The organism is Erwinia plantamica, from assembly GCF_043420595.1.
Classification (GTDB): domain Bacteria; phylum Pseudomonadota; class Gammaproteobacteria; order Enterobacterales; family Enterobacteriaceae; genus Erwinia; species Erwinia aeris.
The window spans coordinates 1-12,628 of record NZ_JBGCUC010000026.1; the positions used below are offsets into that span (position 1 = coordinate 1).

Genomic DNA, 12,628 nt, shown 5'->3' on the forward strand with positions numbered 1-12,628 from the left:
TGGCTGGGGTGCAGGGATTCGAACCCCGGAATGCTGGTATCAGAAACCAGTGCCTTACCGCTTGGCGACACCCCAATTTTTTGGGTGCGATCCGCTTGGGCAGATCGTCTTTTTTATGGCTGGGGTGCAGGGATTCGAACCCCGGAATGCTGGTATCAGAAACCAGTGCCTTACCGCTTGGCGACACCCCAATAAAATTGGTGGCTACTACGGGAATCGAACCTGTGACCCCAGCATTATGAGTGCTGTGCTCTAACCAGCTGAGCTAAGTAGCCTAATTTTACTGCGTTACAACTATACTACATTCTGACTGGCTGGGATACCTGGATTCGAACCAGGGAATGCCGGTATCAAAAACCGGTGCCTTACCGCTTGGCGATATCCCAATGTCCGTACACAAGTCACAAAACCATCAGAACAAACTGGCTGGGGTACCTGGATTCGAACCAGGGAATGCCGGTATCAAAAACCGGTGCCTTACCGCTTGGCGATACCCCATCCGTGCAATGCTTCGAAATGGTGCGGGAGGCGAGACTTGAACTCGCACACCTTGCGGCGCCAGAACCTAAATCTGGTGCGTCTACCAATTTCGCCACTCCCGCTAAAAAAAAGATGGTGGCTACTACGGGAATCGAACCTGTGACCCCAGCATTATGAGTGCTGTGCTCTAACCAGCTGAGCTAAGTAGCCATCTTTTTTCGCGTTACCTTCATCGGCGTTGCGGGGCGCATTATGCTAAGTTGGCCTGAAAGCGTCAACAAGTTTTTTCCCGTTTTTTCGCTGAAATGATTCGTTTGTCTGGCTTATAACCAGTATGGCGACTAATTCAGCAAAGCCAGCGTTTTTTTAAACAATTACGGGCCGCTGGCGGCCCGATTTGTGAATAAAAGCCGTAAGTTATTTATAGGCGGACTGATGAACGCCTACCGCACGACCGGAAGGATCGTCCATGGTTTTGAACGCTTCGTCCCATTCAATCGCTTTTGCCGAAGAACAGGCGACGGATGGACCGCCCGGCACGCATTCAGCCGCGCTGGGAACCGGAAACAGCTCTTCAAAAATTTCCCGATACAGATAGCCTTCTTTTGAGGTCGGCGTGTTGTACGGAAAGCGGAAATGCGCCGTTTGCAGTTGCTGGTCGCTGACCTGTTTCGCCGCGACTTCTTTCAGCGTATCAATCCAGCTGTAGCCTACGCCGTCGGAGAACTGCTCTTTTTGACGCCACGCCACGCTTTCCGGCAGATAAGAAGAGAAGCATTCACGCAGGATATGCTTTTCCATTTTGCCGTTGGTGCCGCACATTTTGTCCGCCGGGTTGATGCGCATCGCCACGTCGAGGAATTTTTTATCCAGGAAAGGCACGCGTGCCTCCACGCCCCAGGCCGACATCGCCTTGTTGGCGCGAGCGCAGTCGAACATATGCAGCGCCAGCAGCTTACGCACGTTCTCTTCGTGAAACTCTTTAGCGTTGGGGGCCTTATGGAAATAAAGATAGCCGCCAAAGACTTCATCGGCGCCTTCGCCGGACAGCACCATCTTAATGCCCATCGCTTTAATTTTACGCGACATCAGATACATCGGCGTGGAGGCGCGAATAGTAGTCACATCATAAGTTTCGATGTGATAGATAACGTCGCGGATCGCATCCAGGCCTTCCTGCACGGTAAAGTGGATCTCGTGGTGCACCGTGCCCAGATGGTCGGCGACGGATTTCGCCGCTTTCAGATCCGGCGATCCTTCCAGACCTACCGCGAAGGAGTGCAGCTGTGGCCACCATGCTTCGCTCTTGTCCTGATCTTCGATACGCTTGGCCGCGAATTTTTTGGTCACGGCGGAAATAATAGAGGAGTCCAGGCCGCCGGAAAGCAGCACGCCATAAGGCACATCGGACATCAGATGGCTTTTCACAGCCTCTTCCAGCGCATCTTTCAGCGCCGTCGCGTCAGTTTTGTTGTGCTCTACCGCCTCATAGCTGAACCAGTCGCGCTGCCAGTAGCGGCGGATCTCGCCATCGGTGCTGGAAAGGTAGCTTCCCGGTGGGAATTCTTTAATTGATTTACAGACCGGCACCAGCGCCTTCATTTCTGAAGCGACAAAGAGGTTGCCGTGTTCATCGTTACCCATATACAGCGGAATGATGCCGATATGATCGCGGCCAACCAGGTAAGTGTTTTTTACGCTGTCATAGAGGATAAAGGCGAACATGCCCTGCAGGTCGTCCAGAAAATCGACGCCTTTTTCCTGATAAAGCGCAAGAATAACTTCACAATCCGATTCGGTCTGAAACTCGTAGCGGTCACTCAGCTCTGCACGCAGCGCCTGATGGTTATAGATCTCACCGTTTACCGCCAGCACGTGGGTGTGGGCTGCGTTGTAGAGAGGCTGCGCGCCGTTGTTGACGTCCACAATAGAGAGACGCTCGTGGGCCAGAATCGCGTTGTCACCTGCATAAACGCCTGACCAGTCCGGGCCGCGATGACGCATAAGACGAGAAAGCTCCAGCGCTTTCTTACGCAGTTCAACCGGATCGCTTTTGAGATCCAACACGCCAAAAATAGAACACATAGCTAACTCCCTAACGACAAACCGCAACGGTGATATTGATGAAAAAAGGTATAGTTAACGGCGACTTCTTCGCCCGATAGATAAGAAAATGCGCCAGATTGAGAGAGTGTGCAAGCCTTTTAGCTGTTTTCTGATAAATGGCCTGTTGCATCGCGCTTAAGTTTGATGATTATGCAATATATGGCGTTATTTTTTGCGGAATCGATAATAAACATCAAAAAGCGGTCAAAAAACAGGCAGGCGAGGCGGATAAAAAAGCCCGGCGCGTTGGCCGGGCTGGCGATTCAGAGAATGTCGATGTCCGCGACCGACGGGAATACCCAGCTGGGTCGGAAAGGCATGGCGTCAATATCGCTCAGGGTGGAAACACCGGACAGCACCAGAATAGTTTCCAGACCGGCCTGGAAACCAGCCAGAATATCGGTACGCAGATTATCGCCGACGATCACCGTCTCTTCGGAGTGCGCCTGCATCTTGTTCAGCGCCGCGCGCATAATCCACGGGCTGGGTTTACCCACGTAAAAAGGCGTCCGGCCGGATATTTTTTCAATACCCGCGCACAGCGCGCCACACGCCGGTACAAAGCCACGGGCGTGCGTATCGGGGTTAGTTGCGATAAAGCGCGCGCCGTTCGCCACGAAATAGGCGGCCTTATGCATCATATCCCAGTTAAACGAGCGCGTTTCGCCCACGATAACAAAATCGGGATTGATGTCGGTAATGGTAAAACCGGCTTTATACAGCTCATGCACCAGCGCCCCTTCGCCAACCACATAGGCTTTCTTGCCTTCCTGACGGCGTAAAAAATCGGCGGTAGCCATCGCTGAGGTATAAAATACGCTTTCCGGCAGATCGATGCCCGCCGAAGAGAAGCGGTTAGCCAGATCCAGCGCGGTTTGCGAAGGGTAGTTGGTCAGCACCACCAGCGGCATCCCTTTAGCCAGGATGCGCTGCAGGAAATCGTTAGCGCCGGGTACGGCGGTATTATCGTGCATCAAAACGCCGTCGATATCGCAGATGACGTTTTTGATAGCTATTTTTTCGCTGTCGTTCAGGGTTAGAGCGCTCATCAACTTTCCATTAAATGTTGTAACAGGATGCCGTTAAGCATGGCACGCTTTGCCAGCGCGAAAGCGCCTATGGCAGAACGATGATCGAGCTCAGAACGCACCACCGGTAAATTCTGGCGGAAAGCTTTCAGCGCCTGAGTGTTGATACAGCCTTCAATAGCGGGCAGCAGGATTTTATCTGCTTCAGTGATCTCGCCCGCAATCACCACTTTTTGCGGGTTGAACAGATTAATGGCGATAGCGATCGCCTTGCCTAAGTGGCGTCCGACGGATTCTATCACTTCGGCTGCCAGCGCGTCGCCGCGGTTGGCGGCCTTGCAAATTTTCGGCATCACACAGTCATCCAGCGTCAGCGTGCTCGGATAACCCTGGGTAAGCAGATGACGGACGCGATTTTCTATCGCGCTGTTGGCCGCCAGGGTTTCCAGACAGCCGAAATTGCCGCAGTGGCAGCGCTCGCCCAAAGGATCGACCTGGATATGGCCCAGTTCGCCCACGTTGCCGTTACTGCCTAAAAAGATATGACCATTGGTGATGATGCCTGCGCCTGTACCGCGATGGACTCGCACCAGAATCGAGTCAGCACAGTCGCGAGACGCACCAAAATAGTGCTCGGCAAGCGCCAGGCTTCGGATATCGTGACCTACAAAGCTGGTGACGTTGAAACGCTTTTGCAGATTGGCGACCAGCGGCCAGTGATGAACCGCGATATGTGGCATATAGCGGATAACGCCGTTATTAGGATCGACCAGACCTGGGAGGATAACGGCGATGGCGATCAGCTCGCGCAGCTTGCGCTGATACTGCTCGCAGAAACTGGCGATAGCGTTGAACAGCGCATGTTCCAGCGTTTCCTGGGTGCGTTCCGGCAGCGCGTAGTCCTCCTGCGCCAGCACTTTTCCACTCAGATCGAACAGGGTAAGCGTGGCGTCATTGCGGCCCAGACGGATGCCGATAGTATTGAAGCCGCGGGTTTCGGTGACGATAGAGATAGCGCGGCGGCCGCCGGTAGAGGCCTGCTGATCCACTTCTTTGATCAGGCCGCGCTCTATCATCTGGCGAGTGATTTTGGTGACGCTGGCGGGCGCTAGCTGGCTATGTTCGGCAATCTGAATGCGCGATATAGGGCCTTGCCGATCGATAAGCCGGTAAACGGCCGCGCTATTGAGTTGCTTAACAAGATCGACATTTCCTATTTGAGCCTGGCCGCCAGTGGTCATTCAGTTTCTACTCGCTTAAGACTTCGTCACCATTAACGACAGTCTGGATTATTTGATAGTCACGGGTGAACACCGTCAGGTTCGCGACTTTTCCGGCTTCGACGGAACCTAACTTATCCTCCACACCCATAGCGCGGGCTGGGTACAGCGTTGCCATCCTGATCGCCTCATCCAGCGCAATGCCGACATGTTCGACGCTGTTCGCGACAGCTTCAATCATGGTCAGCGCAGAGCCGCTGAGCGTGCCGTTTTCGTCAACGCAGAGTCCATCCCGATAGTATATTGTTTTTCCTGCAAAAATGAACTGGTCAATCTGCGCGCCCGCCGGCGCGGTGGCATCGGTGACCAGGATTAGCCTGTCGCCTTTGAGGCGTTTTGCATTACGAATATTAACGTAGTTGACGTGTAAACCGTCGGCGATGATGCCGCAGTAGACGTTGGGCGAGTCAAAAAGCGTACCGATTAAGCCTGGCTCACGGCCGGTCAACGGCGGCATAGCATTATACAGATGGGTGGCGAAACTGATGCCGGCGGCAATACCCTGGCGCGCCTCTTCGCTGGTGGCATAGGAATGACCAGCGGAAACCACGATACCGGCCTGATGCAGCTGGCGGATCACGGCAGAATCAACCTGTTCCGGTGCCAGGGTGATTTTGGCAATCACATCGCTGTTTTCACACAGATAATCGACCATCGCTTTTTCCGGGGGACGGATCAGCGCCGGATTATGCGTGCCTTTTTTGAGTGGATTCAGCCAGGGGCCTTCCAGATGCAGGCCGAGCGCCTGGTTAGCGTTTTGCGCCAGGTAAGCGCGCATCACTTCCACCGCGCGTTTCATCAGCTCGTCGCTGCTGGTGATTAGCGTCGGCAGGAAGCTGGTACAGCCCGACTTCTCGTTAGCTTTTTGCATAATCGCCAGCGTTTCAACGCTGATAGCGGCGATATCATCATTAAACTGCACGCCGCCGCAGCCGTTAAGCTGCAAATCGATAAAGCCGGGAGCAATCAGCGCGCCGTTTACATCACGCCGGGTGATATCCGCAGGCAGCTCTTCCAGCCTGCAGACACGGTCAATCAGGCCGTTGGCGATGACGACGGCGTGATTATCCAGTACTTCGTAGCCGGTAAAGATACGGCCATGGGTTAAAGCATACATAATTTTCTCCCGGCCAGCGCCGATAGCCTTGTGCAGATGAGTTACAGATTTTCCATATTTTCCGCTTCCATTTCGCGGAAATATTTAACCGTTTTCACTTTCAGTTCCATCGTCGCGGGCTCGTCGCAAACCACGATCGATTTGGCATGCAGCTGCAGGCAGCTGATGGTCCACATATGATTAACGTTGCCTTCGACGGCTGCCTGCAGCGCCTGCGCTTTCAGGTGTCCCGTCACCAGAATCATCACTTCCTCCGCGTCCAGCAGCGTGCCCACGCCAACGGTCAGCGCATATTTCGGTACCTGGCTGACGTCGCCGTCAAAAAAGCGGGAATTCGCCAGGCGCGTATCGTGCGTCAGCGTCTTGATACGGGTACGGGAAGCCAGCGATGAAGCGGGTTCATTAAAAGCGATATGCCCGTCATTACCTACGCCGCCCATAAACAGGTGAATTTTACCGTAAGCGCGGATTTTCTCTTCATACTGGCGACATTCTGCGTCAATATCAGGCGCGTTGCCATTAAGAAGATTGATATTTTCACTTTGAATATCAACGTGATTGAAAAAGTTGCGGTACATAAAGCTGTGATAGCTTTCCGGATGCTCTTTCGGCAGGCCGACATATTCGTCCATATTGAACGTAACGACGTGTTTAAAGCTGACCTGGCCCGCTTTATGCATTTCAATGAGATGACGATAGGCTTCCAGCGGCGTGCCGCCCGTGGGTAAACCCAGCACAAACGGACGCTCTGCGGTGGGTTGAAACGCGTTGATACGGTTTACAATATGGCGGGCGGCCCATTTACCGACCTGGTTTGGCGTCGTAAGAGGGATCAATCTCATTTTTTTACCTCGTTATAAGCAATTTAAGGAAATATTTTACACCGGTTTCACTGTAGTAAGCGTAATCTGCATAATCAGTAACGGGCGCGAAACAGCACCACGATCATTTTTTTCATCATAAAATAAGTAGGCGGGGTTCGCCAGCATCAACCGCGTTAAAATAGCTTCTTTGGTGATAAATATCACAAATGCTATGGTTTTAATTTGCGCAGCGAATTAATTTTTCCTTACACTGCGTCGACTAATGATTGGTGGCATTCAGAGCAGTCCGCTCAATAAAAACTGCACAACGGGCGCCTGGCGGCTCTCATAGGGGGAATAGTGAATATTTTAGGGTTCTTTCAAAGGCTGGGGCGCTCTTTACAGCTACCGATAGCCGTATTACCAGTGGCGGCGCTGATGTTGCGCTTTGGTCAGCCCGATCTGTTGAATATGCCGTTTATCGCGCAGGCTGGCGGGGCGATTTTTGACAATCTGGCATTAATCTTTGCTATCGGGGTGGCTTCTACATGGTCTAAAGATAACGCAGGCGCCGCCGCGCTGGCAGGCGCCGTGGGCTACTTTATTCTGACCAAAGCGATGATCACCATTAATCCGGCGATCAATATGGGCGTGCTGGCGGGGATCGTGACTGGCCTGGTAGCGGGCGCCACCTATAACCGCTGGGCGGATATCAAGCTGCCTGATTTTCTCAGCTTTTTCGGCGGCAAGCGTTTCGTTCCTATCGCAACCGGCTTCTTCTGTCTGATCCTGGCTGCTGTGTTTGGCTACGTCTGGCCGCCAGTGCAAAACGCCATTCATGCGGGCGGCGAGTGGATTGTCTCGGCTGGCGCGTTTGGCGCAGGCGTCTTCGGTTTCGTTAACCGCCTGCTGATCCCAACGGGTTTACATCAGGTACTGAATACCATCGCCTGGTTCCAGATTGGCGATTTCACCAACGCCGCTGGCGCCGTTTTCCATGGCGATATCAACCGTTTCTATGCGGGCGACGGCACGGCGGGCATGTTTATGTCCGGCTTCTTCCCAATCATGATGTTTGGCCTGCCCGGCGCTGCGCTGGCCATGTATATGGCCGCGCCGAAAGCGCGTCGTCCTATGGTTGGCGGTATGCTGCTTTCGGTGGCGGTTACCGCTTTCCTGACCGGCGTGACGGAGCCGCTGGAATTCCTGTTTATGTTCCTGGCGCCGATGCTTTATCTGATCCACGCCATCCTGACGGGCATTAGCCTTTATATAGCGACGGCGCTGGGTATCCATGCCGGTTTCTCTTTCTCTGCGGGCGCAATCGACTATGTGCTGATGTATAACCTGCCGGCGGCCAGCAGCAATGTCTGGGTGCTGCTGGTGATGGGCGCTATCGCATTTGTGGTTTACTTTGCGCTGTTCAGCGCGGTTATCCGCATGATGAATCTGAAAACGCCGGGCCGTGAGGATGCGACCGTGCAGCCGGAGGAAGAGGCTAACAGCAACACGGAAGAGGGGCTGGAACAGCTTTCCCGCCACTATATTGCCGCCGTCGGCGGGTCGGAAAACCTGAACGTTATTGATGCCTGTATCACCCGCCTGCGTCTTTCCGTAAAAGATGCCGCGCAGGTAAACGATGCGGCCTGTAAGCGTCTGGGCGCTTCGGGCGTGGTGAAGCTGAACAAGCAAACCATTCAGGTTATTATCGGTGCCAAAGCGGAATCCGTGGCGGAGACGATGAAAAAAATCATTGCCAAAGGGCCGGTTGCGCCAGTTGCGGTCAGCACCGTCGCCGCGACCGTCGCGCCAACCACGTCGCCTGCACCGGCTGCTGCTGCAAAGGGCGTGCTTGAAACGCTGCTGGCGCCGGTAAGTGGAGAAGTTGTGGCGCTGGAGCAGGTGCCGGATGAGGCTTTCGCCAGCAAGGCGGTCGGCGAGGGCGTAGCCATCAGGCCAACCGGCAGTACGGTGGTTTCGCCTGCCAGCGGCACCATCCTGAAAATCTTCAACACCAACCATGCTTTCTGTCTGGAAACGGAAAAAGGCCTGGAAGTGGTGGTGCATATGGGCATCGACACCGTCGCGCTGGAAGGAAAGGGCTTTACGCGGCTGGTAGAAGAGGGCGCGCAGGTTAAAGCGGGTGAACCAATTCTGGAGATGGATCTGGCCTGGCTTAACAGCCATGCGAAATCGATGATCAGTCCGGTCGTGGTCACCAATATTGAAGATTTTAGCGGTATCAGGCTGGTTGCGGGCGATACCGTCATTGCGGGCGAAAGTCCACTTTGCGAAATTACCGGCTGACGGCAGCGGTAAAAAAACGAGGGCGGGAAGCGATTCCCGCCCTTTTTTATGCGATACGCTAACAAACGGTTGTTTCCCTGAACGGCTTTGTGGATCATACTCCGTTATTTCACGCACTAAAGTATTCCAGAGGATATTAAGATGAGTGAGGCTGAAGCCCGCCCAACTAACTTTATTCGTCAGATCATCGACGAAGATCTGGCGAACGGTAAGCACACCAGCGTGCATACTCGCTTCCCGCCGGAGCCGAACGGCTATCTGCACATTGGTCACGCCAAATCAATCTGCCTGAACTTTGGCATCGCTCAGGATTACCAGGGCGAGTGTAATTTGCGTTTCGACGACACTAACCCGGTCAAAGAAGACCTGGAGTATGTCGAATCAATCAAGCGTGACGTACAGTGGCTGGGCTTCGAATGGAGCGGCAAGGTCCGTTATTCCTCTGACTATTTTGACCAGCTGCATCACTATGCCGTTGAGTTGATTAATAAAGGCCTGGCCTATGTAGACGAGCTGTCGCCGGAGCAGATCCGTGAGTATCGCGGCACCCTGACCTCGCCGGGTAAAAACAGCCCGTACCGCGATCGCAGCGTAGAAGAGAACCTGGCGCTGTTTGAGAAAATGCGCAACGGCGAATTCGCCGAGGGCAGCGCCTGCCTGCGTGCCAAAATCGATATGGCCTCTAACTTTATCGTCATGCGCGATCCGGTGCTTTATCGCATCAAGTTTGCCGAACATCATCAGACCGGCAACAAGTGGTGCATCTACCCGATGTATGACTTTACCCACTGCATTTCCGACGCGCTGGAAGGCATTACGCATTCGCTTTGTACGCTGGAATTCCAGGACAACCGTCGCCTGTACGATTGGGTGCTGGACAATATCACCATCCCGACGCATCCGCGCCAGTACGAGTTTTCGCGCCTGAATCTTGAATACGCCATCATGTCCAAGCGCAAGCTGAACCTGCTGGTAACCGAAAAAATCGTGGAAGGCTGGGACGATCCGCGCATGCTGACCGTTTCCGGTTTGCGTCGTCGCGGCTATTCGGCCGCCTCAATCCGCGAGTTCTGCCGTCGCATTGGTATCACCAAGCAGGACAACATTGTTGAGATGGCCTCGCTGGAATCCTGTATCCGCGACGATCTCAATGAAAACGCGCCGCGTGCTATGGCCGTTCTCGATCCGGTTAAGCTGGTGATCGAGAATCTGCCGGCCAACTATGAAGAAATCATCACCATGCCGAACCATCCGAACAAGCCGGAGATGGGAACGCGTGAAGTGCCGTTCAGCCGTGAGATTTATATCGATCGTGCGGATTTCCGTGAGGAAGCCAATAAGCACTACAAGCGCCTTGTGCTGGGTAAAGAAGTTCGGCTGCGTAACGCTTACGTTATCAAAGCCGAGCGCGTGGCTAAAGATGAAGCAGGCAACATCACCTGCCTGTTCTGCACCTGCGACGTCGATACGCTGAGTAAAGATCCGGCTGACGGCCGCAAGGTGAAAGGCGTTATCCATTGGGTATCCGCCGAGCATGCGCTGCCGGCCGAGTTTCGTCTTTACGATCGTCTGTTCAGCGTGCCGAATCCTGGCGGCGCCGAGGATTTCCTGACCACGATCAACCCGGACTCGCTGGTTATCCGTCAGGGCTTTGTCGAGCCTGGCCTGAAGGCTGCCGAAGCGTCCAGTCCGTTCCAGTTTGAGCGTGAAGGCTATTTCTGCGCGGACAGCGTTTACTCCAGCAGCAGCCATCTGGTGTTTAACCGCACGGTAGGCCTGCGCGATACCTGGGCTAAAAGCGGTGAATAAGTCATAATTTAATAAAAAAGCAGCCTTCAGGCTGCTTTTTTTTTGGATAATATATTAATCTGCTTAACGGCTAAAAAACAAATATAATACAACCTGTTTTGCATCATAGTTTACAACGACAATAATCGTTATTAATTGCCAGCTGCCTCACCAGTAAATATAATCAGCGCGCAGTCGGTTAATTGCTGTTTGTTATTTTTTATATTTTACGATTATTTATTTATTGTTTATATTTCTTTCGAGAAGGATTTCTCAATGCACTCTGTTAATTTAGCGCGAAAAGCGCTGGCGATGGCTGTCGCCTGCGGATCTGCTCTTGCCGGAAACTTTTATGTTCCTGCTGCTTCCGCCGCCGGGTTTATTGATGACTCGACGCTGACGGGCGGTATTTATTACTGGCAGCGGCAACGCGACAGAAAAGAGATGGATCCGGTTCATAATAAGTATGGCCAGTACACAGAAAATCTTCACCATTCAACTTTTAACGGCAGCCTCGATTTCTCTTCAGGCTATGCGGCCGATTTTATTGGTATAGAGCTGGGCGTGAATGGTTCGCTACAGCTGGCGGGAACCGGGCCTGCCGCGCCGAATGAAATTGCTTTCAGCAACGCAAAAAGCCGCTGGGACGAAAGATTTGATGGCGACGCCGACGGTGCTTCCTTTTATAAAGCCGCTATTAAGCTGAAGCATGATAATTATTGGTTAAGAGCCGGTTATATTCAGCCGCAGGGACAAACATTAATCGCGCCGCAATGGGGGTTTGTACCCGGCACCTATCGCGGATTTGAAGTCGGCTCGGTTTATGATTTTGACAATGCGGGCGCGCTTTCCCTCTCCTATATGTGGACGGATGAATATAAAGCGCCCTGGTATCGTAAAATGTATAATTTTCGTAAACCCGATTTAAAAACTGAAATAAAATATCTTCATTCCATCGGCATAAAGTACGATTTTAAAAACAAACTGGTGCTGGAAGGGGCGCTGGGCCAGGCCGAAAATTATATGGAGCAGTATTTTAGCAAAGTGTCGTGGGCGTTTCCTGTTGCCGGCAACGATCTGCATACCAGCTGGCAATTTTACGGCGCGCGTAATAAGGAACAGGGCGGCGTAAACAATATCAATAATGTTTATGATGGCCTGGCCTGGCTCCAGGCCGTGACGCTGAACTACAAAACCGGCCCGTTCGATTTTCGCGTTGAGGGCACCATGGTAAAAGCCCATGGCAACCAGGGCTTTTTTCTGGCGCGCATGACGCCGGTAGGGGCGACCTCCAACGGACGTAACGACGTCTGGTGGGATTCCCGCAGCGACTTTAACGCCAACGGGCAGAAGGCGCTGTATGGAGGAGTGATGTATGACCTGAAAGGCTGGCAAATGCCGGGCTGGGCGGTAGGTACTTCTTACGCTTACGGCTGGGATGCCCGTCCGTCCACGGATCCGATTTACGATCAAAGCATGCGCCGCCGCGAATCCGCCTGGAATATGGATCTGCGCTACACGGTACAGCATGGTCGCGCCAAAGATACGCAGGTCAACCTGCACTATACCCGTTACAAAAACCACTCTGATATCCCGAGCTTCAGCAACGGCTACGGCAATATGTTCCAGGATGAGAAGGACGTGAGGCTGACCGTGATCGCGCCTTTCACCGTGTTCTGATGCCCCATGCTGCCAGACCCGGCCGCGGCAAAAGCGCAT

The 12,628-nt window shown here is 53.3% G+C and carries 8 protein-coding genes and 7 tRNA genes; 3 read left to right on the top strand and 12 right to left on the bottom strand.

Translation table 11 applies throughout. The features are described from left to right. The 12 genes from AB3U87_RS20280 to nagB all read right to left on the bottom strand — a co-directional run bounded on the left by AB3U87_RS20280 (position 1) and on the right by nagB (position 6,853). Positions 1 to 75, bottom strand: a tRNA-Gln gene (locus AB3U87_RS20280). A 41-nt stretch (positions 76 to 116) separates the two neighbouring features. After that, positions 117 to 191 (bottom strand) — tRNA-Gln (locus AB3U87_RS20285). Positions 192 to 198: 7 nt separating this feature from the next. Next, positions 199 to 275, bottom strand: a tRNA-Met gene (locus tag AB3U87_RS20290). 36 nt (positions 276 to 311) lie between these two features. After that, a tRNA-Gln gene (locus tag AB3U87_RS20295) sits at positions 312 to 386 on the bottom strand. A gap of 37 nt (positions 387 to 423) precedes the next feature. Continuing rightward, positions 424 to 498 (bottom strand) — tRNA-Gln (locus AB3U87_RS20300). A gap of 19 nt (positions 499 to 517) precedes the next feature. Further along, a tRNA-Leu gene (locus tag AB3U87_RS20305) sits at positions 518 to 602 on the bottom strand. A gap of 11 nt (positions 603 to 613) precedes the next feature. Next, positions 614 to 690: transfer RNA gene (locus AB3U87_RS20310), tRNA-Met, on the bottom strand. 207 nt (positions 691 to 897) lie between these two features. After that, positions 898 to 2,565: an asparagine synthase B gene (gene asnB, locus AB3U87_RS20315; protein ID WP_253454905.1), complete on the bottom strand. Its 1,668-nt coding sequence runs from the start codon at positions 2,563 to 2,565 to the stop codon at positions 898 to 900. A 284-nt stretch (positions 2,566 to 2,849) separates the two neighbouring features. Further along, positions 2,850 to 3,602 carry an HAD-IIA family hydrolase gene (locus AB3U87_RS20320; protein WP_253461076.1) on the bottom strand — a complete coding sequence of 251 codons (753 nt, stop codon included), beginning with the start codon at positions 3,600 to 3,602 and terminating at the stop codon, positions 2,850 to 2,852. Between the two features lie 32 nt (positions 3,603 to 3,634). Beyond that, positions 3,635 to 4,855 (bottom strand): DNA-binding transcriptional regulator NagC, encoded by a 1,221-nt coding sequence (gene nagC, locus AB3U87_RS20325; protein WP_301729842.1) that lies wholly within the window; start codon positions 4,853 to 4,855, stop codon positions 3,635 to 3,637. Positions 4,856 to 4,862: 7 nt separating this feature from the next. Further along, positions 4,863 to 6,011, bottom strand: coding sequence for an N-acetylglucosamine-6-phosphate deacetylase (nagA, locus tag AB3U87_RS20330; protein WP_253454903.1), 1,149 nt, complete (start codon positions 6,009 to 6,011; stop codon positions 4,863 to 4,865). A gap of 41 nt (positions 6,012 to 6,052) precedes the next feature. Continuing rightward, a complete protein-coding gene (gene nagB, locus AB3U87_RS20335) occupies positions 6,053 to 6,853 on the bottom strand; it encodes a glucosamine-6-phosphate deaminase (protein WP_301729841.1) in 801 nt (266 codons plus the stop codon). Positions 6,854 to 7,174: 321 nt separating this feature from the next. Here nagB and nagE point away from each other — a divergent pair, with 321 nt between their 5' ends. The 3 genes from nagE (at position 7,175) to chiP (ending at position 12,589) form a co-directional block, all read left to right on the top strand. Next, positions 7,175 to 9,121 (top strand): PTS N-acetyl glucosamine transporter subunit IIABC, encoded by a 1,947-nt coding sequence (gene nagE / locus AB3U87_RS20340; RefSeq protein WP_253454900.1) that lies wholly within the window; start codon positions 7,175 to 7,177, stop codon positions 9,119 to 9,121. Between the two features lie 141 nt (positions 9,122 to 9,262). Then, positions 9,263 to 10,930 carry a glutamine--tRNA ligase gene (gene glnS / locus AB3U87_RS20345; protein ID WP_253454899.1) on the top strand — a complete coding sequence of 556 codons (1,668 nt, stop codon included), beginning with the start codon at positions 9,263 to 9,265 and terminating at the stop codon, positions 10,928 to 10,930. A gap of 255 nt (positions 10,931 to 11,185) precedes the next feature. Beyond that, a complete protein-coding gene (gene chiP / locus AB3U87_RS20350; RefSeq protein WP_394150294.1) occupies positions 11,186 to 12,589 on the top strand; it encodes a chitoporin ChiP in 1,404 nt (467 codons plus the stop codon). The last annotated feature ends 39 nt before the right edge of the window (positions 12,590 to 12,628 follow it).

Coding starts and splice junctions, on each gene's coding strand:
- nagA (WP_253454903.1), bottom strand. CDS start 6,011: ATGTATGCTTTAACCCATGGCCGTATCTTTACCGGCTACGAAGTACTG.
- nagC (WP_301729842.1), bottom strand. CDS start 4,855: ATGACCACTGGCGGCCAGGCTCAAATAGGAAATGTCGATCTTGTTAAG.
- chiP (WP_394150294.1), top strand. CDS start 11,186: ATGCACTCTGTTAATTTAGCGCGAAAAGCGCTGGCGATGGCTGTCGCC.
- nagB (WP_301729841.1), bottom strand. CDS start 6,853: ATGAGATTGATCCCTCTTACGACGCCAAACCAGGTCGGTAAATGGGCC.
- glnS (WP_253454899.1), top strand. CDS start 9,263: ATGAGTGAGGCTGAAGCCCGCCCAACTAACTTTATTCGTCAGATCATC.
- asnB (WP_253454905.1), bottom strand. CDS start 2,565: ATGTGTTCTATTTTTGGCGTGTTGGATCTCAAAAGCGATCCGGTTGAA.